Source organism: Streptomyces sp. IBSNAI002 (assembly GCF_052244475.1).
Classification (GTDB): domain Bacteria; phylum Actinomycetota; class Actinomycetes; order Streptomycetales; family Streptomycetaceae; genus Streptomyces.
This window is the reverse complement of sequence record NZ_JBQPXG010000004.1, coordinates 35,560-58,536: the sequence shown is the minus strand read 5'-3', so window position 1 is coordinate 58,536 and position 22,977 is coordinate 35,560. Positions and strand designations below refer to the sequence as shown.

General features: G+C 70.8%; 28 protein-coding genes. 19 read left to right on the top strand and 9 right to left on the bottom strand.

The features are described from left to right. Positions 1-56: 56 nt before the first annotated feature. Together ACTVZO_RS41745 and ACTVZO_RS41740 are read right to left on the bottom strand one after the other, a co-directional pair. Positions 57-884 carry a hypothetical protein gene (locus ACTVZO_RS41745; protein WP_443303830.1) on the bottom strand — a complete coding sequence of 276 codons (828 nt, stop codon included), beginning with the start codon at positions 882-884 and terminating at the stop codon, positions 57-59. Between the two features lie 339 nt (positions 885-1,223). After that, the gene (locus ACTVZO_RS41740) at positions 1,224-1,859 is read right to left on the bottom strand and encodes a GNAT family N-acetyltransferase (RefSeq protein WP_443303829.1); all 636 of its coding nucleotides are present in this window, start codon (positions 1,857-1,859) and stop codon (positions 1,224-1,226) included. A 240-nt stretch (positions 1,860-2,099) separates the two neighbouring features. Here ACTVZO_RS41740 and ACTVZO_RS41735 point away from each other — a divergent pair, with 240 nt between their 5' ends. Together ACTVZO_RS41735 and ACTVZO_RS41730 are read left to right on the top strand one after the other, a co-directional pair. Next, a complete protein-coding gene (locus ACTVZO_RS41735) occupies positions 2,100-2,696 on the top strand; it encodes a hypothetical protein (protein WP_443303828.1) in 597 nt (198 codons plus the stop codon). A gap of 113 nt (positions 2,697-2,809) precedes the next feature. Continuing rightward, the gene (locus tag ACTVZO_RS41730) at positions 2,810-3,529 is read left to right on the top strand and encodes an endonuclease domain-containing protein (protein WP_443303827.1); all 720 of its coding nucleotides are present in this window, start codon (positions 2,810-2,812) and stop codon (positions 3,527-3,529) included. Between the two features lie 9 nt (positions 3,530-3,538). On the opposite strand, the gene ACTVZO_RS41725 is transcribed toward ACTVZO_RS41730, so the two are convergent. Beyond that, positions 3,539-4,447, bottom strand: a complete 909-nt coding sequence (locus ACTVZO_RS41725; RefSeq protein ID WP_443303826.1) for a hypothetical protein — start codon at positions 4,445-4,447, stop codon at positions 3,539-3,541. A 138-nt stretch (positions 4,448-4,585) separates the two neighbouring features. Continuing rightward, a complete protein-coding gene (locus tag ACTVZO_RS41720) occupies positions 4,586-5,218 on the bottom strand; it encodes a hypothetical protein (RefSeq protein WP_443303825.1) in 633 nt (210 codons plus the stop codon). A 113-nt stretch (positions 5,219-5,331) separates the two neighbouring features. Between ACTVZO_RS41720 and ACTVZO_RS41715 the strand changes: the two genes are divergently transcribed. The 4 genes from ACTVZO_RS41715 to ACTVZO_RS41700 all read left to right on the top strand — a co-directional run bounded on the left by ACTVZO_RS41715 (position 5,332) and on the right by ACTVZO_RS41700 (position 7,299). Then, positions 5,332-5,895 carry a hypothetical protein gene (locus ACTVZO_RS41715; protein ID WP_443303824.1) on the top strand — a complete coding sequence of 188 codons (564 nt, stop codon included), beginning with the start codon at positions 5,332-5,334 and terminating at the stop codon, positions 5,893-5,895. A gap of 325 nt (positions 5,896-6,220) precedes the next feature. Then, positions 6,221-6,484, top strand: a complete 264-nt coding sequence (locus ACTVZO_RS41710) for a hypothetical protein (RefSeq protein ID WP_443303822.1) — start codon at positions 6,221-6,223, stop codon at positions 6,482-6,484. Positions 6,485-6,623: 139 nt separating this feature from the next. After that, positions 6,624-7,067 carry a hypothetical protein gene (locus ACTVZO_RS41705; RefSeq protein WP_443303821.1) on the top strand — a complete coding sequence of 148 codons (444 nt, stop codon included), beginning with the start codon at positions 6,624-6,626 and terminating at the stop codon, positions 7,065-7,067. Between the two features lie 31 nt (positions 7,068-7,098). After that, positions 7,099-7,299 carry a hypothetical protein gene (locus tag ACTVZO_RS41700; protein WP_443303820.1) on the top strand — a complete coding sequence of 67 codons (201 nt, stop codon included), beginning with the start codon at positions 7,099-7,101 and terminating at the stop codon, positions 7,297-7,299. Positions 7,300-7,476: 177 nt separating this feature from the next. Here the strand turns inward: ACTVZO_RS41700 and ACTVZO_RS41695 are convergent, their stop codons facing one another. Beyond that, complete coding sequence (locus ACTVZO_RS41695; protein WP_443303819.1) at positions 7,477-8,937, bottom strand: replication-relaxation family protein; 1,461 nt, start codon at positions 8,935-8,937, stop codon at positions 7,477-7,479. An 816-nt stretch (positions 8,938-9,753) separates the two neighbouring features. Between ACTVZO_RS41695 and ACTVZO_RS41690 the strand changes: the two genes are divergently transcribed. The 3 genes from ACTVZO_RS41690 to ACTVZO_RS41680 all read left to right on the top strand — a co-directional run bounded on the left by ACTVZO_RS41690 (position 9,754) and on the right by ACTVZO_RS41680 (position 11,267). After that, positions 9,754-10,239, top strand: coding sequence for a hypothetical protein (locus tag ACTVZO_RS41690; protein WP_443303818.1), 486 nt, complete (start codon positions 9,754-9,756; stop codon positions 10,237-10,239). A gap of 144 nt (positions 10,240-10,383) precedes the next feature. Continuing rightward, the gene (locus ACTVZO_RS41685) at positions 10,384-10,857 is read left to right on the top strand and encodes a hypothetical protein (protein ID WP_443303817.1); all 474 of its coding nucleotides are present in this window, start codon (positions 10,384-10,386) and stop codon (positions 10,855-10,857) included. Positions 10,858-11,105: 248 nt separating this feature from the next. Then, positions 11,106-11,267 (top strand): hypothetical protein, encoded by a 162-nt coding sequence (locus tag ACTVZO_RS41680; RefSeq protein ID WP_443303816.1) that lies wholly within the window; start codon positions 11,106-11,108, stop codon positions 11,265-11,267. Here ACTVZO_RS41680 and ACTVZO_RS41675 read toward each other — a convergent pair. The 4 genes from ACTVZO_RS41675 to ACTVZO_RS41660 form a co-directional block, all read right to left on the bottom strand. After that, entirely contained in the window at positions 11,264-11,509 is a 246-nt protein-coding gene (locus ACTVZO_RS41675) for a hypothetical protein (protein ID WP_443303815.1), read from the bottom strand. The genes ACTVZO_RS41680 and ACTVZO_RS41675 overlap by 4 nt on opposite strands. An 853-nt stretch (positions 11,510-12,362) precedes the next feature. After that, positions 12,363-14,099, bottom strand: coding sequence for a hypothetical protein (locus ACTVZO_RS41670; RefSeq protein ID WP_443303814.1), 1,737 nt, complete (start codon positions 14,097-14,099; stop codon positions 12,363-12,365). Between the two features lie 329 nt (positions 14,100-14,428). After that, positions 14,429-14,743: a helix-turn-helix domain-containing protein gene (locus tag ACTVZO_RS41665; protein ID WP_443303813.1), complete on the bottom strand. Its 315-nt coding sequence runs from the start codon at positions 14,741-14,743 to the stop codon at positions 14,429-14,431. 65 nt (positions 14,744-14,808) lie between these two features. Beyond that, entirely contained in the window at positions 14,809-15,555 is a 747-nt protein-coding gene (locus ACTVZO_RS41660) for a GntR family transcriptional regulator (RefSeq protein WP_443303812.1), read from the bottom strand. Positions 15,556-16,018: 463 nt separating this feature from the next. Between ACTVZO_RS41660 and ACTVZO_RS41655 the strand changes: the two genes are divergently transcribed. From ACTVZO_RS41655 to ACTVZO_RS41610, 10 genes are all read left to right on the top strand, one after another. Continuing rightward, the gene (locus ACTVZO_RS41655; protein WP_443303811.1) at positions 16,019-16,423 is read left to right on the top strand and encodes a WhiB family transcriptional regulator; all 405 of its coding nucleotides are present in this window, start codon (positions 16,019-16,021) and stop codon (positions 16,421-16,423) included. Further along, on the top strand, positions 16,420-17,112 hold the full coding sequence (locus ACTVZO_RS41650) for a hypothetical protein (protein WP_443303810.1): 693 nt from the start codon (positions 16,420-16,422) through the stop codon (positions 17,110-17,112). Before ACTVZO_RS41655 ends, ACTVZO_RS41650 begins: the two co-directional genes overlap by 4 nt. Next, positions 17,109-17,564 (top strand): hypothetical protein, encoded by a 456-nt coding sequence (locus ACTVZO_RS41645; RefSeq protein WP_443303808.1) that lies wholly within the window; start codon positions 17,109-17,111, stop codon positions 17,562-17,564. Before ACTVZO_RS41650 ends, ACTVZO_RS41645 begins: the two co-directional genes overlap by 4 nt. 5 nt (positions 17,565-17,569) lie before the next feature. Further along, entirely contained in the window at positions 17,570-18,655 is a 1,086-nt protein-coding gene (locus ACTVZO_RS41640) for a hypothetical protein (protein WP_443303807.1), read from the top strand. A 209-nt stretch (positions 18,656-18,864) separates the two neighbouring features. Continuing rightward, the gene (locus ACTVZO_RS41635; RefSeq protein WP_443303806.1) at positions 18,865-19,044 is read left to right on the top strand and encodes a hypothetical protein; all 180 of its coding nucleotides are present in this window, start codon (positions 18,865-18,867) and stop codon (positions 19,042-19,044) included. Between the two features lie 460 nt (positions 19,045-19,504). Then, entirely contained in the window at positions 19,505-21,205 is a 1,701-nt protein-coding gene (locus tag ACTVZO_RS41630) for a DUF2637 domain-containing protein (RefSeq protein WP_443303805.1), read from the top strand. Between the two features lie 11 nt (positions 21,206-21,216). Then, entirely contained in the window at positions 21,217-21,408 is a 192-nt protein-coding gene (locus ACTVZO_RS41625) for a hypothetical protein (protein ID WP_443303804.1), read from the top strand. Continuing rightward, positions 21,408-21,647, top strand: coding sequence for a hypothetical protein (locus ACTVZO_RS41620; protein ID WP_443303803.1), 240 nt, complete (start codon positions 21,408-21,410; stop codon positions 21,645-21,647). The genes ACTVZO_RS41625 and ACTVZO_RS41620 overlap by 1 nt, the downstream gene beginning before the upstream one ends. A 193-nt stretch (positions 21,648-21,840) precedes the next feature. Next, positions 21,841-22,641, top strand: a complete 801-nt coding sequence (locus ACTVZO_RS41615; protein WP_443303802.1) for a hypothetical protein — start codon at positions 21,841-21,843, stop codon at positions 22,639-22,641. Beyond that, entirely contained in the window at positions 22,638-22,967 is a 330-nt protein-coding gene (locus ACTVZO_RS41610) for a hypothetical protein (protein ID WP_443303801.1), read from the top strand. The genes ACTVZO_RS41615 and ACTVZO_RS41610 overlap by 4 nt, the downstream gene beginning before the upstream one ends. The last annotated feature ends 10 nt before the right edge of the window (positions 22,968-22,977 follow it).

Here is a 22,977-nt window from a genome sequence, read left to right as displayed (position 1 = left end):
AGAACCGCAACGCAAGGTGTGTTGCACCCCGCGTTGCAGAGCTGTGTTGCAGACGCTCAGGCGGAGGATCCGCCGCTGGGACCCCACTCGTCGAGGAACTCGACCAGAGCGCGGCGCTGTTCTTCCTCACGGACGACCTGCTGGGCGAGGACGTCGCGGTCGATGTACGGGTCGACGGCGGCGAGGACCAGGCGCTGGAGTTCGTCCGGCTCCAGCGCTTCCACCTCCCACTGGACTGGGCGTTCGATGTCGAAGCCGTAGCGGCGGGCGAAGGCCGGCCACCTCGGATCGCCGAGCTTGCCCTCGGTTGCAGGGAGCCCGTACGCGCGGACCTGCTCGTAGGTGAGCAGCACCCGGGTCACCGAGCTCCAGCAGCCCGTCCGCTCCACCCAGTCCCGCTCGATGTCCTCACCCGAGCAGTCGAAGTCACCGATCACCACGAGATCGGCTCCGCGCTGCTCGTGAGCGACGCGGTCGCGGACGACGTCGGCGTAGGACTGGGAGCTGAAGCCGCGGACCACGAGCACGGGGATGCCCGCGAACTCGAGCCAGCCGGTCAGCTGCTGTCGGAGGGTGTCCTTCTCGGCTGCGACGTACAGGGCCTGCTTCTGGCCCGTGGTGCGGTCCAGGCGGAACCAGGCGGGCATCTCGGCGACGAAGGCGTCCGCGCTCGGCCAGGCCGGCGGGACGTGGACTTCGCGAATGGTGTCGATCAGATCGGGGAAACGGCCCTCCCTCCGGGCCTGGGCCAGCTGCGCGGACAGCCGCCGGTACATCGGCGGCGTGTGCGGCAGCACGCCCTCGGAGACGAGGCGGTACATCACCTGCCGCAGCGTGACCTTCAGCGGCGCGTACCCGTCCACGATCTCCCGAGCGCGGTCCACGACGAGGGGCCACCGAATCCGTTCACGAGCCATACCGGTACATGTACCCCTGCGGCGCTGCCAGCCCCCGGACACGGGACAGACCTCTTCGTCCGGCTATCGCGGACAAAGAGGTGTCGTTTTCCAAAGGAGGCTTGCCCATGGCCCTTGACCTGCACGGATACAAGATCACCAGATTCAGGGGGTCCCACTCCCGGTCACACCTGCGGTCCCCCGCCTCATGCAACCGTGCAGACAACCCTCCAGCCGCCCTCCGGTGCAACCCCTCCGGGGCTGGTACGGCACACTGGTGCAGGGCCGCAGAACGGCCCTGCCGCGCCAACAAAAGGGTGTGCAGGTTCAGATCGCGCGCGAGAACATCTGCTCGCCTGGGAGTGGTGCGGCGCCGACATCGCGGTGCCTGGAAGGGCTGGGAAGCATGACCGGCTCGCCCGGGGCATGGATGGTGAACCCGTGGCGCCGGTAGAACTGGGCCAGGCCGGTATCCCCGGCGGTGAACTGCCCGTAGGCCAAGAACGCACGGTGCTCACGGTGAACTGTCATGGCTTTGATGAGGAGAGCTGAGGCGATTCCTTGACGCCGGTAGTCCTCCGTGACGGCCAGAGCCCGGATCTTGGCGTAGGCCATAGCGATGGCGCCCAGGGCTACGGGGTCGGCTCCGTCACGCTGCATTCCACCGAGGACGGACAGGGGCGGGATGCTGGAGGAGACTCCCACGATGCGCGCGGTAGGCGTGTGTTCGGCGACCAGGAAGACGAACCGCCCGGCTCCGAACTGGCTCACGAACGGGCCGTCTTCGTCGATGAGGTCCCGCATGACCTCGCGGTCGTCGAAGTCACCGTGCCCTTCCATGGCAAGAGCGGCGAGGTCGGTGAATTCCTTGCCTTCCCCGGGGCGGGTCTCCCTGATCAGGATGTTGCTGGGCAGCTCGTCAAGGCGGCGGCGTCGGGGTTTGCCGGGCTTGTGTCGTCCCACGGGCGTCCTCTCGGTATGGGCAGGTCGTGCCTCCTGCCGTCACGGACGGCAGGAGGCACGGCTACCAGTAGGGAGGAAGGCCCTGCTTTGAGCGGGCCAATGAGGTCATCACGCCGCTGAAGCAGCGGATGATGGCGCGATTCATCCGGGTTGGCAGCCATGGCCCCGGCCAACCGTCCAGCCCCCTTCGGTGCAATCCTCTCCGTACGTGCGGACGAGGAGGGGGAGGGAAACGGATCCGTGAAGATAGTGGTGCTTTACACGCTGCTCTGGGCCATATCGGCCGGGGTCGTCTGGCGGTGCTGGACCAAGTGGCGCACGGGCGCGGACCAGTTGTGGCCGGCCAAGTGGGATGCCCTGTCCCAGGCCCTCTTCATGCTGGCCTTCTCGACGGTGATGACGCTCCAGTTCCTCGAGGCGGCCCCGGTCATCACCATCAGCCTGGTCCTGCCCCTGCTCCTGGCGGCCGCGGCGAGCGCCATCGCCAAGCCCATCTCGACCCGGCGTGCCGATGCCGCCACCAGGGCGATGCGCAGCAGCCTCGGTCTTCCCGTCGAGCGGCGGATGTGGCGTCCCGTCACCATAGGCGTCCTGTGGTGCACGGGCGCCTTCCTGCTCCTGAACGTGTGGTTCTTCAGCGTCGCCGTTGGCGAGCGGTCGTCAGAGAGAGACCAGTACCTGGACAACGGGTTCACGGTCTGCGCCTGCGTGGTCGTGCTCGGTCTCGTGCACGCTGGCTTCCAGGAGGTACGGGTCGGCCGTGAGCAGCGGCGTGTCCGGGACGCCGAGCGTGACTTTCTCGCCCAGGGCACTCCGGAATCCGATCTCCCCCGGTAGATCCCCCGCGGACCCCTCAGAGGGAGCGGGCCGACAGGGGAAGGGCTTGCCCAGGGCCCCTGGGGGGGCTTGCCCGTCTCCCGTAGTTCGGGAGACGGCCGTACGGTCGGCCTATGGCAGGCGGACAGCGCGAGCAGGTCACCGACGCCGAGCGGTCGGTGCTGGCGGTACGGAACCTCGCTGTGCCCGACCGCTGGAGTCTGGGGCCGGGCGGGGTGTGGCCGTGCCGGCGTCCCCGGAGTACTCGGCAACGCCGGGAAGGGCCGCTGCCGCCGCTGCTTCTGGCCCGGGGTCCTCGCCTCGGGGCGGGCCTGTTCCACCTGTGGGATGTGCGGCAGGGGCTGCTCCAGCGCTGTCGTCGGTGTCTGCGGCTGCCGGAGGCTGAGCTGGGGGAGCCGGTCGCCACGGTGCTGGTTCCGCACCGGCTGCGGTGTGATCCGCAGCGGCCTGGGTGGGCGACCCACGTACCGGGGCGGGTGGCAGGCCCGCTGCGGGGGCAGTGGCCGCACGAGAAGATCCCCCGCTGGTACGTGTGGTGGCGACTCTTCGAGCTGCAGGACGGACGGTGTGCCCGGTGCTGGCTCCCGGCACGCATGATCGACCACGATCACCGATCGGGCCGAGTCCGGGGGCTGCTGTGCCACGACTGCAACTCCCGGGAAGGACCCTACGGCGCGGGCAAGACGGTGTGCGTGCACGAGCCGCCGTACTGCTTCGAGGACTACTGGGCGAATCCGCCGGCCGCACCGTTCGGCTGGTCCTGGCCGCCGGGAAGCCGGCACACCCCAGAGACGTTCCGTCATCACCGGTGGCCCGAGATCACCGCGCCCTGACCTGCCCCCTCAGGGTCCGGTCAGCTTCTCAACCTTCCGGGCCGCCGCCTCCGCCCTCGCCCGTGCCTTCTCAGCCGCTCGCCCGGCCTCCCGCAGGCCGACGACCGCGCTCGTGCTCGCCGCACGTGCCGTCCCCAGCCGTTCCTTCGCGGCCTGGACGTCTTCCTCGGCCGCCGCGACGGCGCCGTCCGCGCGATCCATGAGCTCCTGCGCGGCGGTCTGTGCCGCCTCCAGGCGCGCCGCCTCCGCCTGAGCCTCGGCCAGTTCCATCCGGGCCGCCTTCACCCGCTCGCGGCGCGCTCGCGCCACCCCCTTGTCCCCCTCCCGGGCCGGGGGCCGGACGTGCTCCGCCGTGGATTCGGCGGTCGAGGGTTCCGGCGGCCGCCGAGGAGGAGGAGGAGGAGGAGGAGGAGGAGGAGGAGCGGCACCGGGCAGCGGTTCCAGGCCGGTGAAGCCCGACACCACGTCCGGAGCCTTCGCCAGCCGGCCTGCCTCCCATTGCGCGGCCACGTCGGCATCGGCGAGGACCGCGTGGAGGATCTGCTCGACCTCGTGCAGCACCGGCTCGCTCACCGCCTGCCCGGCCTCAACGGCCAGAGCGCGCGCCGTACGCGCCAGCTCGGCGATGACCACGTGCTGATCATGCGACAGCTTCCGCAGCTGCCCGGCGTCCAGCGTTCGGTGCGCGGTACGGAGCGCTTCGCCGAGCTGGACCAGGCCGTGCGCCTCCTTCGGCCGGCGGCGGGCCAGCAGGCCGGCCGTCCACGCCGCGACCGTCGGCTTGCGCAACGCCGCGATCGCGGCGGCGAGCGGCCTGTCGCCCGCCTTACGGGCCTTGGCCACGTATTCGTCCCGCGCCGCGGTGAACTCCGACGGCTTCAGCTCGGACAGCTCCACCGCCACCGACTCAACATCCATGACCAGAAGTCTTCCGCCCGCGTCCCCAACCCGACCGGCACCCCGCCGCACCCGCGCGTCGGCCAGCCCCGGTCAGGACCAGGGTCCCGGGGTGAAAGCACCGCTGCCCAGCTCCCGTCGACCGGTCGGATGAAGCCGTCAGCCCGAGGGAAGGACTCCGTTCTCCCCGACGGCATCAGCCGCGGTGCGCAGGAACGCCTTGTACGCCTCTTGCGCACGGTCCTGAAGAACACCGAGGTCGGGCGCCTGGGGGTCCAGTCCAGCTGCCGTTAGGAGCTGGACGTAGCCCGGCAGCGGTGGCGTGATCGGCCCGGTATCCAGTGCCTGCCCCTTGAGAGCCTCGATGGCACGGCGAGTCGCGCCGCTGAGAAGGGTGAACTTCTCTCTCACCTCAAGTGCGGCGTCAGCCACCGGGCGGGTGGCGTCCAGGGCGAGGAGGACCTCGATCTTCTGGATCTCGCTCTGCCGGTACTTCAGTGCCTGCTTCCAGCGCTTGTGCGCGTTCTCAACCCACGTTTCGCGTTCATCCGGAAAGCGCCCGACACGATCGAGGGGTATCAGTGTCGTCGAGAGCAGGTCCAGGTAGCGCGCATGCGTCTCGGCGAAGGCGAGGTAAGTGGTCCTGCGGGATTCCCGCAGGGCTCGCATGCTCTCGGCCCGGACCTGGTGGCGGACCGTGCTGCGGCCCAGGAGCGCCGCTGCCAGGCCGGTCGCTCCTGCGCCGAGTGCTCCGACCGTGGCGCCGAGCACGGCGGCGAGTCCTGCGTCCATCGCGTCACTGTGCCGGTTCGGCTACGGGCCGCGCGAGGTGATGATCAGCCAACTGTCCGGGGATGTTCCCGAAACCCACGGGCCCACCCGGGCCCCGGCTGTAGAACGTCGGGATGGACCCTCTCGCGCCCGCCGTCGTCCGCGCCGCCGGCACCATCGCCGGGGCCGCCCTCGGTCGCTACCGCCCCGTCGGCGTCGTACGGGTCGGCAGCGCCGAAGACCGGGCTCAGAGCTACCGCCGGTTCCTCGACGCCGTCGTACACGCCTCCGACGCCCAGATCCTCTACTACTACCGGCGCCGTGACGCCGAGGCAGTACGCGGCATACGCCCCCGACTACGCCTGCGCCGCATCCACCTGCGCGAAGTGGCATGGCGTCAGTACACGCAGGCCCAGATCGAAGTGCACGCCGCGCTGCTCGGCATCCGGCTGTGCGCCCCGGCCCCGGTCTTGACAGCTGCAGAGGATCTGGTCGCCTCCATTCCCCGCTTCTATCGGCCCGGTACCCGCCACACCCTGCCCGAACAGGAGTACCTCACCGCCCACGACCAGTGCACCGCTGCTCAGGCCGTCTTCCTGGAGGCGGCCCGTCGCGACCTCGACTACCACCCCCGACCCTGGCAGCTGCTGCGCAAGCGACGGGAACGCAAGTACCGGGAACAAGCCTCACGACGGTGATCCGCGGCCGGGTCGCCGACGCAGCCCCGCGCCCGACCGTCAGACCGGCGGGGTTGCGGGGCTAACTCGTGCGCGGGTCATCCTCCTGCCGAAGCGACCACTGCGGCGCTGCGCCCCATGCCGTCAAGCTCTCGCGAATCCGTCGCCGAGGACTCCCTGGTGACCTCTGATCAGGTACGAAGCCCGAAATTCGCGAGCGCTCGACGTTAACGGTGCCCGGCCTCGACAGTGGCCTCGCTTCACCGCCGCACCAGCACAAAGGGCTGGGTCGCGGCACGGCCCCAGCGTGCACCGTGCACGCTCGCTAGAGGAGGAACCACCCATCATGAACACCCACCAGGCCGTCACCACCCAGGCCGCCCCCGCCGTCGCGTACGCCCAGGAGGCCGCCCCGGTGCTCTCCAAGACCGTCAGGGCGCAGGCGCTTTGGCTCTCCGGAATGTTCGGGTTCGTCGGCGCCGTCGCGGCGTACGAGCTGATCCGGCACGTCGGCGGGACCGCGGTCGCCGCTCTCGCTTCGGCCGGTACCGCCGGCATGGCAGTGGCCTACTTCGTGATGAAGGTCGAGGAGAAGCTCGGGCACCTGTAATGCGGCTCCCGTACGGATGGGGACCCTGATCCGTTTCCGTCAACCGGCCGCGCGCGCTCCAGGTCGCCTGGGACCGTAGCCTCATGAACCTGACCATCTCCACACGCCAGCCGGCCGCCCCGCGGCCGGCTTCGGCGTGGTGAGTGCCGGGCGCTCTCGCGTCTGGCTGGCCGTCGGCGATATGCGGGTCCGCGCCGACAAGATCACTGCCATCACCATCGGCTACAACCACCTGCTCCTCCAGGTCACCGGGCACCGCGACTGCCTCGCTCTGGAGCTCCCCGACCCCGGCAGCGAAGACGACATCGATGCCGATGCCGACACGGAGCGCGCCTGGGCGGACCAACTGCTGCGGATCATCGAGCGGGCCGCCGGCGAGTCCGTGGGCACCCTCATCACCCTCGAAGGCGAAACCTGCTTCCACACCGCCGGGTTCACCGCGCGCTCCCTGGCCGACGACCAGCTGGTGATCCAGCCTCCGCTCCGTCCCTTCCCCGACCCCATCCCCTCTCGTCCTGTCCCCGCTACCTGGGCCACGCCGCGGGCTCGGCCCGAGCGCCCCGGGACTGTTGGCTCGGGGTGACCTGGCGGACCTTGCGCGCGTTGGGTCCCGCATGGAAGAGATGCTCGACGTGCTGCTCGACGGAGCGACCGAACCCCGCCTGAAGCTGTTCAGCAAGGACGAGGCCGGAGCCCTGATGGTCCTGCTCGGCGTCCTCGAGGAGCACCCGCCCACGGAGGAGATCCGCCTGGCGGCGAGCGATATGCGGTTTCGTCTCGGCTCGCGCCTCGCCTGGGACCCAGCCGGCTCCTGAACTGTGCTCCTCGCGGCGACCACCGCGAGGACGGTGTCGGTGACCGCGGCGAACAAGACCGGCGCGACAGCAGGGGGATCCGCCCGGGCGTCGGCGGGGGCCTGGGCAAGCCGAAGGCGACCCTGGGCAAGCCCCTCCGCACGGGGGCTTGCCCAGGTAACCCTTCGGCTTGCCCAGTCAGATCCGCCGCCGGAACAGTCCGCGCCGGGGCTTGCCCGCCACGATGTCCTGGTCCTCCCCTGCTCCCGGTTCGGGGTGCGTGGACATCGGCCGCGACCAGCCGTCCCATGCTGCGGGTGGCTCCTCTGCTCCCCCGCGGAGGTGCACGTGCTCCTGGCGGCCGCGCTCGCCGGATTCGCCCCGCGGCTGGTCCGTGACGGCCCGGGTCTGGCAGTCCCCGCACAGCTGCGGATGCGACTGGCTGGTGCGCTGATGGCGGTGGTCGGTTTCCTTCCACCGCTCGTCGGTGAACTTCTCTCCGCAGTCCGCGCACACCGGCCGCCACGCCTCCCGCCGGGCTTTCTCCTGCTCCTCGCGGCGCCGCTGGGCTTCCCGGGCAGCGGTGCGGTCGCGGGCCACGGCGGCGTCGCGGCGGGGGTTGCCGATCGCCTCAAGCAGCGGCTGCCACCCTTCGCGGCCGAAGCGCCAGAACGCGGGGCCGGCCGGGCCGTGCGCGCGCAGCTTCTCCAGCGTGGTCGCCACGATCGGGATGCGACGGTCGTAGGAGTGGTAGGCGCCAGCCTTGAGCATGCCCTGCCAGTGGTGCCGGGTCAGGGCGGCGACCCTGTTCATCTGGTTCTCGGGCGAGCGGGTGCCGGCCTGGTGGAAAACGAGCAGGACCGGCGGGTGGACCCGCTCGTAGTCCTCCCACGAGGGCGCGGCCCAGCGGGTGCGCCACAGCGGTACCTCGGTGCCGTCGGTGTCCTTCTCCGTCTTGGTGAAGAACCGGGCGTACTTGTCGAACTTGGCGGCGATCAGGCTGGCCTCCTCGGTGCAGTTGTCGACCTCGACGAACAGCAGCGGCACCTTGTCCTGCGGAGCGACCACCACGATGTCGGCGCGGGCGCTGCCGATCGCGGGGTTCTTCCAGGTGCCCTTCACCGGGAGCGCGACCTCGGTCGCGTAGGAGGTGAGGGTGCCGATCCCCTTCGGTGCGGCGACGGCGGCCTGCGCGGCCGCGACCGCTTCGGCCGGCTCCCCGGCCAGCAGGGCGAGGTCGGGCTTGGGGCGGAGCAGCGCGAGGACGGTCTCGTTCACCGTCATCGCGTGGGAGGCGCCCGAGCGGCCCGCGGTCTTGGGCATGCCTCCCATCTCCTCCGGCGCCCGGTCCAGATCGAACGCGGCCGCGGCCAGACCTCCCGCGGTGAGCAGCCGGCTCTCCTCGTTGGATCGGGTGCGGCCGCCGTCGATGGCCAGGCCGTGGCGGCGCAGGTCGTTCAGGGCGCCGCGGTGGGAGGCGGTACGGGCTTCCTTCTGCCGGGCGGGGGTGTCCTTGAGGGTGTGGCGGTAGGTCAGGTGGGGCGAGGACAGCCGCTGGATCTGGTCGGCGGTCGCGATCTTCAGGACCCCCAGGGTGCGCAGCACGTCGGTGCGCAGGGCGTTCGTGGAGCCCGCCGCGTTCGTCGTGCGCTTCGCCATCACGCCCGCCCGACGTTCACGCGCGGCCGGCTCCCGGCCGGTTGGGGCCCCGGGGCCCCGGGCACGGCGAGCTTCTTCTCCACCGTCCATAGGTGAGAAGAGGGTCGTGACAAAGCGGCGGAGTCCCGGAAAGCGGTGCTGTCCAGGGGAAATGCGGGGTGCTGGGGTGCCGGGCACGGAAGTGGCTTCGGCAGTGGGAGCGCGAGTGCCGGCGGCAGGGCGCCGCAGGAGCCTGCCTGCGCCGTCGTGGGCTTGAGTACGAGCGGAACGGATCGTACGGCAACGTCGCGGCAGGGCCCGGAGTGCGCACGGGCGGGGTGGTGGCGCCGGGTGGAGCGCGGTGTGGGGGCGGGCACGGGGTCCTCGTTCCTCCCGGCCGGGACGGCTGGGGTGGGCAGCAGTTGTCCGTCCGGACGCGACCGGCGCGTACGGGACGGCCGCCACCCTGCGAAGGACCCCCTTGACCGCGGTCTGATCACCCGTCCCCCGGGATTCCCGTTTTGCCCCCTTACCACCCTTGACCGAGCGGGTTTGTCCGTGGCGGACACCACACCAAGGCCGCCGGCACCCTGCATCCGTCCAAGATCCGAGATGCCCTCATCCTCTTGTGGATAACTGGCTCAAGGCGCTCTGGCAGTCCGGCCCGGCCGTGGCGGTTTGCCCATGAATACCCCTTGACCGGGCGGGTTTGTCCGTGACTGGTACCACGCACCGCACCCTGTCTGATCTGCGGACTCTGTACACAGGGCTCCGATCCCAGAATTCGGTTCAAGGGCGCTGCGACCAGCGCGGTGGCCCGTCTGTGAGGAGCTGTCCGTGCACCAAAACTCCGCCGCCACGCCGTTCATCCAGCTCACCGAGGAATCGGTGGCCAGCGCCTTCAGCTACCTGCGGGCCGTCCAGGCTGACGACGCCCAGGCAGCTACGGAACTCGTCGCCGCCGAACCGCGGATGCCGACGCTCCTCGCGGCTGTCGCCAAAAACATCGTCCGCGAGCGCACCTCGCTGCCGGGCCCGGACGACTACGAACCGACGTGGGACACCTTCGACCTCGTGGCCCTCGGGAACGTCTTCTTGAACGCCCTGCACACCTGGCAGCAAGCCGGACCGGATGCTGCGCAGGGCATCGCCCGAACGCTGCTCGAATTCATCACGGTGATCCTCAGCGAAGAACAGGACGACGTCGCCAACTACCTGAACGTCTTCGAGCATGTCGCCAAGGCCGAGCTGCGCCTCAACGCGCGCGCCGTATCCGCCGCGCGCTCTCAGCAGGGCCCCTCCATGCCGCGCTGCTGCTGGTGAACCCCACGCCCGTCACCATGCGGGTCACCGCACCGCCCGGTCCGACCCCGTCGCCATGCATCCCTGATCCACAGGGATGCACCCCCACTGCCCGTCTCGAGGACCACCGCGATCAGCTCGGTGGCCCGCACATCCGGAGCCGACATGCCCGAGACAACCACCGCGCCGCTCACCCCGATGACCCCCTACGAGGTGATGATCACCTTCAACTACCTCCGGGCGGTGGAAGCCGGCGACACCGAAACCGCGGCCAAGATCGCCAGGGCGGAGCCGCACATGGCCGCGCTGCTCCTGGAGATAGCGCAGTGCGTCATCGTCCCGGCCACCGACCTGCCCAACCGGGTCCAGGGAGTGGAGCCGTGTGACGACTCGGTCGCCCTGTTCGAGCTCGGGATCTGCCTCCTGGGCACCCTGCGGTCCTGGCACGAACAGGCCGGCGCTGACGCGGCCGCGGGCATCGCTCTCGCGATCACCCGCTTCATCGCGCAGATCCTCACGACGAACGAAGAGGACGTCGCCGAGGCCCTGCACCAGATGAACGCCGTCGCCTTGGGCCAGGCACTGGAGGCCCACCCCGGACCGGCCGGAGCGCGCCTGGCGCGCATCACGGCCGCGTAGTGCGCTGCCCCTTGACGGGCTTCGGCCAGCCGCGCGTTCCCCGTTGACGACGTTGTGACGGCCGCCGGGTCAGACCGCGGACAAGGGGGCGTGTGATATCGCGGCGCGCCTGGCCCTGGGCCACTGGTTGGCCCACAGCCGGGGTCGTGGGCCAGTGTCCAGAGTGGCTGGCCCACGGCCGGGGGCAGCAACGTGTAGGGGAGACTGTGCTGGTGAGTGACCGTCGCCCGCTGGGCTCAGGACCCCGCTTGACTCCCGTCAACCCTGACGGGCCGGTGCGGCGCGGCCGCGTGGCAGCCGAACTCGCCGAACCTGGCCCGGTGGTGCCCCCGGCCGCGGAACGGGCGCCCGAGGCCGTCCTGCGGCCGCAGCGGCGGGTGCTCGGCGTTGGCGGCGGCGCCAACACCTAAGCGGGGCTGGCACCGGCCGCACCGCCGTCCTGGATGACCACGACGCGGGTGGGGCGCAGGCTCGCGAGGAGTGCGGCCGCGGTGAGGCCGTTCTGGATGGGGTCGCCCAGGGCCGGCATCGCATAGGTGACGGCTGCGACGGTGGCCAAGACGGCGATGGCGCCGAGCGCCAGGAGCAGCGGACCGAGCCGACGCCAGGTGGACGGCTGCTGCGGCTGGGAGTCGGTCGCGGGCGTGGTCATGACGGGGTGTCCTTCCGAACGGGCTGCGGTCGATCCGCAGGACGGCACCGTGCGGGACCACGCACCAAGCGGCGCAACCCCTGGACGGCAGACCCAGCTAGATCCCCCGACGCAGATCCATTCAAGGAATCCGAGTGCCCCCACCGACAACCGGCCCTACCTCAGACCCCGAGCCCATTCAAGAGCTACGCGCAGCGCCAGGCCCCGGCCAACAAGCTCCGCAACTCCGCAGACCTAGACCACTCAACCCCCACACAGAAGAAAGTCCGCGCACTCACCAGCTCAAAACTGGTCCTCACCAGGCACAACGCGAACGTGCTGCCGGGTACACCTCACCTGATACCTCCCCCGACACTTCCCCTCACATCTCCCCCCATACCTCCCCCGACACTTCCCCCCACCTGTACCCGCGCTGCCAGGACTGCGGACGGCGCCAACCGCCCGTCGCGTTCTGAACGGGGTTCCCCAGGAACGGCGCCACGTACGTGGCGAACACGTCGGCAACCATCAGGGCGAGGTAGCCGACGACCAGGAGTCCAGGCAGTGCGCTGTTCGGTGAGGGGTCGGGTTCATCGTGTGGTGAGGGATCGCTCGCGTATATGGAATGACCTATGACTGACTGACCTGATGACGAGCGAGCTCCTTCTCCCGCCGTAGGCGAAGTGCGGGTAGTCAAGGCGCTGAGGCTGCCCCGCACGCTTCTGGGCGTGCCGGGACGGAATGTCCCGGCGGGTTCGCGCGGACAAGTCGGCCCCCACCTGCAACAGGACGCCACAGGCGACCCTCTGAGCGCCTTTCAGGCCCCTCCTCGACCCCAGCGGCCGAGAGGCGCTCAGCGGCGCTCACAGGTCAGCTAGAACGGCGCTTCCGCCGACTGCTGGGCGCCAGTGCTCGGCCAGGCACCGACGGGGCGGGCCGCGACGGCGGCCAGATCCGCGGCTTTGGCCTCCTGATTGCGTTCGGCCCTCCACGCGATCATGTGGCGCCGGAGCTCGTTGTCCAGGGCTGCGCCGTACATCCCCTCTGATACCAGGGCGGCTCGCGCGCGCTGCTCCTCCGCTGCCTGGCGCCCCCGGCCGGCGGCCCGGGCATAGCCGGTGGCACCATCGCGAGGTCCCGGGACATCGACCACGGTCGCAGCGGCCAGCTCCGGGTGTTCGGCGGCCAGCTGTTCGCGCAGACGGGCGGTCTCCTCGACCTCGGCTGCCCGTGCGGCCCGGATCCGGTCCCGCTGCTCGTTCTGTGCGACCGCGTCGTCGTACACGGCGTCGATCTCCGCCTGGTGGCGCTCTGCGGCCGCCGCGCGCTCGCGCTCCCCGGCCGCGACGAGGTCCGCGTCGTACCGGGCTGCCTGGGCCGTGCCGATCCGCTCGGCGGCCCGGTACCCGCACTGCGCGCACTCGGCCCCGGTGTCGAGAACGCCGAGCTCGCAGTTCGGCAGGCTGCAGTCCTGCTCGGTCAAGATCCGGGCCAGGTAGCCGACGGGGCGCCGGATCTGGTCCGACCCGGTGTAGCCCTCGGCCGCACGGAGAGCCGCACCGGACCGGTGCCACTTCAGGTCGATCCGGGCCTGAGCCTGTGCGGGAGTCCGCGGGTACATCGAGAAGGCCGTGGGCCGGGCGTCGGCGCAGTGGCCCAGGAGCTCGCGCACCGCCCGGCGGACCGTCTTGATCCGAGAGGCCGGCGACCCCAGCACCCCAAGGCAGTCCAGCATCGCGTACACCTCGTCCTCCCCCGCGACCGGAACAAGCTCACCGAGCTGCTGCGGCGCCCGCCGCCGAGACTTCTTGCTGCCGACTCCCTGCTGGATCGCGGCGGAGCCGCCCGGCCCGGTCGAAGTCTGGGTACCCGCGCTCGAGCGCGCACCCGCACGCGCGAAACCACCCGCACCTTGGCCTACGGCCGATCCACGGGGCTTTTCGGGTTCTGGATCACGGTTATAGACAGGGCTATAGACATTGGGCAGCACGGGTGCTGCCACCCCAGCAGCACCCGTGCTGCTACCCCCCCCTTCGTCCGGGGACGGTCCGACCGGGGCTGACGCCTGTTCCTGACCGCCGGATTCGCTGCCATCCGATCCATCGGACGCCCGCTCCGCGCGCAACTTCTTCGTGTTGACGCCCTTGGCCACGCCTCCCTTGCGGAGCTCACCGGCCTCACGCTTGGCCGCCCGGCGCTCCTCGACGAGCTGCTTGGCCAGGTCCGCGGCGAGGACGCCGGCCGGGAGCGGATCGGTCCACTCGCCCTGGCCCGCGTACATCAGCGGCGCGTCATGCAGCTCGTACACGTTGGCGTCGTGCAGCTCGGGGTTGTCCGGGTTCTTGCGCTCGCGCACGGTCCACAGCCCCGCGACCTCGCCCTCGAACAGGGTGCGGTCCAGGGTGGACAGGGAGCAGCCGAGCTGACGGGCGAGCTCGGGCCGGTACGGCCGGCCCCGGCGGGTGTCACGGGTGCCGGTGTCGGCGTACGAGACGAGGATCCCGTAGAGGGTCCGGCAGTTCGTCGAGTACCGCGGATCACACATCCACTGGTTGCACGACTGGCCGAACGGCAGGTTCCCACCGCGCCGTACCTCGGGGTAAAGGCTCATCGCGCGCCCCCGGCCGAGATCAGGCCATCGACGGCACGGAGCTGCCGTGACGGTGCGCAGCAGTGGTGAAGGACGTGCAGGTCAAGCACGGGAAGGTCTCCCCTGGGAGGGGAGTCGCGGACGGCAATGTGACCAGATAGGGCCCATAGATGGTGGCCTCTGGATGAGAGCCCGCCTATCCTGGGTATTGGTGACCACGCGGGCCTAGGCCCACGGGCATCACCCCCGGCGAGGTCACCTCACCGGACACGACTCGAAGCTGTGAGAGGTGGACGAGTCGAGCTGTATTAAGGCCGTTCCTGTTGGCGCAGGGGCGGCCTTCAGCGTTCCTAGGGGTCTCCGTTGGAGGTCGTGGCCGCGCCGGGGTATCGCCGGGCTAGCCCATGGAGCAGCTGGATGTACGCGCTGCGCTTCACTCCGGGCCGCGGTTCCACGGCGCCTGACTCCCAGCGCAGGACAGCCAGAGGCTTCACACCAACGACTTCGGCGACCTGCTGCTGGGTCAGGCCGGCGGCGCGGCGAAGCTGAGCACGGACGGCTACGGGCGGGAGCTCTGCATGGTTCTCCAGCAGCACCTGCACCGCTGCGACCGGATCATGAACGGTCGTCACTTCCTCACCCCCACAGACAGATAGACGAAACATACCTCCCCGGGAGGCTGCAATGCAGTCCGCTTTCCGCGTGTCGCGAGGTTCGCGGAGTCGGCCCACTACAGGGGAAGGTTGTCGTAGGAGAGATGCAGGCGGTCGGCTGGGGCGACAGCGCGGAGCACCTCGAGCGGCTTCCCGGAGGAGTCGAGCGTGAGCCGGGTGAGCGTGAGTACGGCGACGCGGCCACCGATGCGCAGCTGTGCAGCTTCGTCCTCGGTCGGCATTCTGGCACTGACCGTCTCCGTGGCGGATGCGGGGCGGTGCCCTGAGGCGGTGAGTGCTCCGTAGATGCCGCCCGTGATCTTGCCCGTGCTGTCGAGACCAGCTTGCTCGGCCAGATCCGCGGGGTACCAGGCGTGCTGAAGCTGAACCACGTCGGTCGGCCGGATAAGTGCGTGACGGAGGCGATAGACCAGCGCATCCCCCTCGGACAGGCTCAAGAGGGCCGCCGTCTCAGCGTCTGCTTGGACCCGCTCTACCGACACGAGCTCCATGTGCCCGTCGACGCCCTGCGCAGCCGTAGCCGTTTCCCACGGGCCTCGCGCGCCACCGGGCGAAAGGACCTGCCCGTAGCGACTCAGGGGGATCCGAACCGGCGCCTGCGACCGCACGACCGTTCCCGCGCGCTTCGAAGAGAACACCAGCCCCTCATCGGCGAGCGCGGAGACCGCTTTGGTGACGGTCGCCTTAGACACGCCGTACGCGGCCATGAGCTCGGCGTTCGTCGGAATCTTCTCGCCCTCGGACCACTCCCCCGCGCGGATGCGCTGGCGAAGGTCGGCGGAGATGTCTCCCGAACTGGTCATGTGCGTCACCTCCTGCGATCGGCCCCGACGGGGCAACACCCCCACCTTATCGCCTAGTCGTTATTGACAACACGCGCCTACCCCGGCATTCTCGTTAATGCCTAGGCAATAACGTCGCGGTTCGCCCCGGCTCTGCCTCGGTTGAAGTGCCCGCCTGCAAAAGCAGGTGCCCGGTTGGTGCTGACACACCAACCGGGCGGCGGCTGTGGGGTTGCACCCCCACAGCCGCTGTCGGGTGGTCCCTCTGAGAGGACGCCGACATGGCGATGGTGACAGAGGTAATGCGCAGGTGGCGGGTTCAGCGCGGTGTGCGTTGCGCCGTGGTGCGGACTCGGACGGTTCTGCCGTCCCGGTGCCGGACCGCGGCGCTGATCACGCCCACCGCGGTGGTGCCGGAGTCGCTCGGCCCGGGTGGGGACGAGCTGCGTGTCCGTGCGGGGCTGCGTGCGATGGGAGTTGCGCTGTGAGCCGGGCGGGCGGGGTTCCCCCGCTGCCGCAGGGCTGGACCGCGGCGCGGCCGGCGGACTGGCTGGACCGGCTGTGGGAGCACGAGGACTTGGCCCCGGCCCCGTCGGTGCGCCAGGAGCGGAACGGCACGGCGGCCTGCTTGGGCAAGGACCCGCGGCTCTTCTTCCCGAGCCCGCAGGACACGACGTCCGGCACGGCCGAGCCGTCGGAGGCGGAGCGCAAGGCGCTGGCGCTGTGCAGCCAGTGCCCGGTGCTGGCCTGGTGCCTGGAGCAGGACCTGAACGGCTCCTCGACCCCCTCGAAGATCGTCGGGGTACGGGCCGGGATGCGGCAGGGAGACCGTCGCGCGCTGTACGTGAGGGTCTTCGGCAAGCGTCCGCAGAACGGGGTGCGGCGATGAGCGCAGGCACTCCGGCCACCAAGTCGGCCCGCCGGGCGCGCCGTCGCCGTACGGCCGCCGGTCCCGCCGCTCCGGTGGCGGCCCCGGTCGCCAAGGGCACGGCCCGCGCGACGATCCAGGCCCTGACGGGCCGTATGGGCCGGGCACAGGTCACCGAGCAGCTCTCTTCGGCCGCTGCCGCCCTGATCCCGGCCGACAGCAAGGGCCGTCGCTGGCTGGCTTTCAACGGGTCTGCCGCCCTCGTCGGGCACGGTGCGCTCTGGCTCGCCACCGGCAGTCCGTGGGGGGCGCAGCCGCTCATGGCGGCCGCCACGCAGTCCGCGTCCATCGCGAACTGCGGAATGTTCGCGGTCACGTGCGCGGCGACGTACGGAGCGTGGAAGGCCGGCGGATTGCTGCGCGTCCTGCCCGGTCTGCTCGGCCTCGCAGCTCGTCCGGCCGCCGCCTTCGGCGCGGCGCTGTGGGGCCAGGGCACCGCACCGCTGATCTCGGACGCGCTGGCCGCGACCGAGCCGTGGTCCTCGATGCTCTTGCCGCTCATCGCGGCCGGGGCGCTGGCCGGCATCTGCTGGTGGGCCATGGACTCCCGCTCCGCCTCCTGGCGTGCCCCGGTCCGCTGGGCCGCCCGAATCCCCCTGGCCACGCTCGTCCTGGGCATCGCCCTCTACGCCCCCGGAGGCACGCTGTGACCATTCACCAGATCGCCGCCGACGTCACCCTCGCGGCCGGAACCGGCTTCGCCGGACCCATGACGCTGTCCGGCCTGACCCTGGTCACCGGTGCGGTCCTGCTGTTCGGGCTGCGAGGCTCCGACACGATCAAGATCGACAACAAGAAGAAGGCCACGGGCTGGGGGATCGGCTTCTCGACTCTGGCCGTTGCGGCCGGTGGCACCCTCGCGGACGCCGTCCGGGGCGTCGCGGAGGTGCCGGTCACGTTCTCCAACGCGATGGCCGACGGAAACCCCGGTCTGGGCTGCACCGCCATCTTCGTCACGCTGTGCGCGCTCGGGCCGCGCTGGAAGAACCTGTGGTGGCCCGCCCTGATCGGCATCTCGGCGGGGGTCATCTACACGCAGGCGGGCGGTATCTGGGCGGTCGGCCAGACCATCGGCCTCGCCGTCGCGCAGAAGCTCGGCTGACCGGCGTGAGCACCAGCGACGAGGTCAAGATGATCACGCAGGGGAGCAGCACCATCCTCTCCTCCCTGCTGCGCGGCTCAGCCGTTCTCACCGGCCGGATCTGCCGGTGCCTGCCCCGGCTGGCCGCCCTCGGCCCGGCGTTGTGGGCGATGGCGTGCCGCGACGCGCAGGCCACCGACGAGAAGCAGCAGCGCGCCTTCGACGCCGCGCTGGCTGCAGCCCGCAAGGCGAACGAGGCCGACCCCGAGCCCGGTGACATCCCCCGTGTCGTACCGGTCCGCCGTCCCCGGGGCGAGGCCCTCGGGTTCCTCACGGTCGGCGCCGTCGTCGGGTTCGGGGCTCTGGGAACGGCGTTCTCCGTCGCGGGCCCCCGGCTCCTGGCCGTGGTGCCTGACGGGATCGGCCCGTACGTCTTCGCGGCGGCCGCCGTGGCCTGGACCGCCGCCGCCCTCGCCCTCGCCCCTCCGTCCCCGGACGAGGAGCCCGAGGACGAGGACCAGGAGGACCAGGAGCAGCGGGAGGACGAGCAGGAGCTCGGCGAGGAGCAGTCGGAAGAGCGGCGCGGTACCGAACTGCTCCTCCACGTGCTGCTCGCCTTGTCGGATGCCGAGTACACCAAGCGGACCGGGGTGCACCTCGACGCAGTGCTCGCCTCGGCGGTGGCACGGGGCCTCCTCGACACCGGTACGGAACTGAGCGACTTCCGGGCGTGGGTGGAGTCCACCGGACTGCCCACCGTGGACAAGCTCGGGATGCGGATCGCGGGCACGCCCACGACCCGGGTGGGAGTCCGGGTGGACGCTGCCACCGCGGCCCTGGGCATGACGCCCACCACCCTGCTCGAGGCGCACTCCCAAGCCCTCGTCCAGGCCCCGGGGAAGGCCCCCGCGATGGCCGTCCCGGACCCCGCTCAGGTGCCCGCGCCGGCGGTCGAGGAGGAGCTCTCCGAGGTGCCCGTCGGCACCCCCGTCGAGGCCCCTGTCGCCACCCCCGTTCCGGCCGTCCTGCGGCTGATTCCCGGTGGGCTGCAGGACCCGGCACGAACCCCTTCCCCGCCCCCTTCTCAGGGGCAGGGCCAGGAAGCGCGTTAGACCGGCCTATCGGCCCTGTGACCTGCATGTCTATCGGGGGTCTAACAGGGCCTAACCGGGCCCCTGACGCCCTTCCCTGACACCCAGACACCGACCTCCTGAGAGGGGTCGGGAGCGCAAAAACAAGACACCCCGAGGCGGCCGAACTCTTGGCAGATGGGCGGCCGCCCCGGGGGATACCCGTCCCTCACGGAACAGGAAAACCCATCATGGCATTCAGGAAGTCGATCTCCCAGAGCGAGCTCGCCGAGAAGCTGACGCCCGAGGACCGCGAGCGGCACGGCACCGACTACAGCGCCTCCCAGGGCGGCTGGGTCAAGTCGGAGCCCAAGCCGACCCCGGCCGCGGACAAGGACAGCAGCGGCGGCCGGCTGTGGGGCCGGCGGTGAGCCGGGCGACGGCGCCCCGCTGCCACGGAAAGCGGATGAAGGTGGACAAGGGCGCCCGCCAGTACGTGTGCGCGCGGTGCGGCGGCTGGACGATCCGCCTGCTCGACCTGGCGGCGGAGGTGCTGCGGTGAGGCGGCTGTTGGGCGTGTGCGCCCACCTGTGGCAGTGCGCCAAGTGCGGGGCCTGGGTCGACACCCCGACCTGGGGCACCAGTTGCGGGGCCTGCTGATGACGGCCCGCCTGCCGGTCCGGCCCACCCCGCACGAGCGGGACGGACGCACCGAGCCGAAGCCTCCGCCGGCTCGCCCGCACCCGAAGCCCGTCTCCTGATCGGGCCCTTCCGCAGCCGCGGAAGAGCACCCCGGGCACCATGGGGCATCGCCACCGTGGCAACAGCAGCACCCGGGCGGGACTTCGGTCCCGCCCGGTCACCCGCACCACCGATTCGACAAGGAGAGCAATGACCACCACCATCCCGTCGCCCGCTTCGGGCGCCACGGTCCCCGGTTCGAGGACGGGGCATGACGGTTCGGGGGCACCGGCCCCCCGTTCGGCGGCACCCGTACCGGCTTCCGACACTCACACCGCCGGGCTCGGCGAACCGGCCTCCGACCCGGACCTCGCGGCGGGCGATTCGGCGGCCAGCACCCCGGATTCGGTTACGCCCGAGGGCGATTCGGACCACTGGCTCATGCGGATCGTGGTGCCGATCCTCGCCGTCGTCGGCGGCGCGGTCGTCGCCAGCATCGGGTTCGTCGGCTCGTACAACACGCTCGTCGGTGTCGCCCTGAAGTGGGGGTTCAGCCCGGCGCTGGCGCCGTGGGCGCCCGTCGCATGGGACGGCGCGATCGTCGCGTTCCTGGCCATGGACCTCTACATGATCCGCAAGAAGACGCCGTGGCCGGCCATGCGGCTGACCGCTCACGTGCTCACCGCCGCGACCATCATCTACAACGCCCAGGCCGCGGGCTCGGTCACGGAAGACCCGGTCCGGGCTATCGGCCACGGGTCGATGCCGTTCCTGTTCGTCATGATCATGGAAGCGGCCCGCAAGCTCGTCATCAAGCGCACCGAGCTGGAGACCGGCTACGACACGATCCCGTGGCACCGCTGGCTCTACGCCCCCCGCCAGACCTGGGGAATGTCCAAGCAGATGCGCATGTGGGAGATCCGCAGCTACAAGCAAGCCCTCCAGCGCCAGCAGGACCTGACCGTCTACCAGGTGTTCCTCGAACACCGCGAGGCCCGGGTGCAGGCCGGCGAAGAGGGCGTGGCCCCGGTCACCGACCTGGACCGCCTGCCCATGACCATGGCCAAGTACGGGCTCACCGTCGACCAGGCCCTGGCCCTGCCCCAGCAGCAGCAGGCCGACGAGCAGCAGCGCACCCACGAGGCCGGCCTGCGCACCCTGGCCCTGGACACCAACCGCAAGATCGCCAAGGCACAGATGGAGATCGAGACGCTGCGCGCCGACGGGCAGGTCGACGTCGTCCGCGCGGAGGTCACCGCGACCGCCCAAGTGGCCAAGGCGAACGCCGAAGCCGCCACCGCGACCGCCGAAGCCGACGCGCACTCCGCCCGGCGCACGGCCAACCTCACGGCGACCGCCACCGAGCGGATCAAGGCTCAGGAAGCCGAGGCCCTCGAGTCCGAGACCGTCGCCGAAACGCGTGCACGGACGGCCGAACACAACCGCAGGGCCGCCGAAGACGAGCAGGGCGCGGCCGAAGCCGCCGTCAAGGCCGCCGAGATCCGCGACCGCGAAGCCACCGTCAAGGCGCAGACCGAGCGGACCGAGGAGGAAACAGAGCGGCTCCGGTCGAAGAAGGCCGGGTACCAGAAGGCGATCGCCGAATCGGAGAGGGCCACCGCCGAAGCGCGCCGGGCGACCGCCGAACACAACAAGCGGGCGGCCGAAGCCGAGGCCCTTGCCGACCTGTCGCCCACCCAGATCAAGACCCGGATGATCGCCCGCTACGTGCACCCCTTCGTCCGCGAGAACCGCGAGGGCGACATCGACAACGGGCACATCGCGGCCCTGCTCGGCGGCGCGGCCCCGGCCACCGCCTCCACGTACAAGAAGCAGGCCCTCGCCCTGATCGGCGCCGGCTACGACCCGGCGACCGGCTACGACCCCGAGATCCACCACCCCACCCAGTAGAGGAGAAGATCATGAGCGTCCCCGACATGGACGTCACCGGCACGGTGACCGGCCTCACCCTCGTCCCGCACCAGGACGGCAGCGCCGTCCTGACCATCAACGCGGACGGCGAGCACGGCACCACCGGACGGTTCGAGTTCCACCTGGACCCCCGCGCCACCGGCTCGCTGCGACTGGCCGCGGACTGGGTGGGGGTGGAGTGATGCCGACCTTCGGGAAGGTCACGGCGTGCGCCTCCGCCGCGGTCTGGCTGGTGGAGGGCTACAGCGGCGAGGGCAAGGAGCAGAGCCTGGACCGCACCGTGTTCGCCTGCGAGAAGCACCTTGCGACCGCTGAGGCCAGCTGGCTGCGCGGGCTGGAACCGCACACCCAGCGTGCCACCGGCCTGAACTGGTGCGGCCAGTTCACCGACTACAACCCCGAGATCGGGACCGGCTTGTAGGTGCGCGAGCCTGCGCCGCTCGAATCGCCGCAGGCCAAAGCACCTCCACCCCCGCCCGACAGGCCCCCGGACGCCGAACACGTCCGGGGGCCTGTCCATGTCGCTGGACCGATCCGGACAATCGGCGATGCGTTCCGGCCTAGCACTGTAAAACTGCTTGCCATGTAAAGCAGTTTTACAGCATTGTCGTTGTGTGAGTACGAGACGAGACGACGTGATGGCCGAACTGCGGGACTGGTCGAAGCCCGGACGCCGGGCAGACCTGCTCGCCGCCGCGTGGCAGGCAGGCGAGACCAACGTCTCCGCTCTCGCCAAGGCCGCGCGGATCAGCCGGCCGACCGTGTACGCAGACCTGCGATCCCGGGGCATCGACCCCGACCACCGACCGAAGGGCACCAGCGTGATCACGAACCTTTCCCCGCTCAACATCGAGGGCTTCACCGGCGTCGGTGAGCAGCTCGAAGTCCAGATCGACGCCGCGCTGCTGCGCTGGCGGGCCGAGCACCCCGACGCCGGCAGCGAGGAAGCGAAAACCGAGGGCATGCGCCTGGTGAGCCTGGCGGACACGACCTACCGCTACGCCGACGTCCGCGACCGCCTCGCCCACGAGCAGGTCGCCCGCGCCGAGCGGGACCGTCTGCTGCACCAGGTGGAACTGCGCTGGGAGGCGCTGAGCAGCGCCGCCGCGTGGATGGCCGCCCACCACACCTACGTCCTCGCAGTCGACGAGGCCCGTATCGCCATCGACATGTGGTACGAGCGCGTCGAGAGCGCTCGCAAGCGCCCGTTCTTCTGCAGCTCCCCCCGGGACGAGGCCGCCTACCAGCAGATCCAGGCAGCCGGGCACCCCGCCCTTGAAGACGCGATGGCCGACCTCGACCAGAACCCGGTCTTGACGAACCATGTGCTGCGCGCCGACCTCGACCAGGCCCACGAGCGCCGCATGGAGCTGGCCGCCCAGACGCTGCGACTGGCCGCCACGGGCAGCCAGTGACTCCGCGCGCGAGCCGCCGGGTGCGGCGGGCCGCTCGTCTCGCCTACCGGCTGCGGTCCGCGGTCGCCGAGCAGGACCGGGCCCGCCTCTTCCTCGCCGAGTCCGCCGGCCAGGCCGCCGAGACGAAGTACCGCCGCCGCGCCCGGCTGTCGGAGCTGCGGGTGAAGTGGGCGACGAACCGCGCCAGGCGCGCGCTCGACCGGGTGCCCGAGCAGGACCTCTCCGGCGTCGACCGGCGCCTGCAGGACCTGCTCCGGGTCGACTCGATACTCACCTTGACCTCGACCTCGACCTCGCCCGCAGCCGTCCGCCGCTTCCTCCGCTGACCAAGAAGGA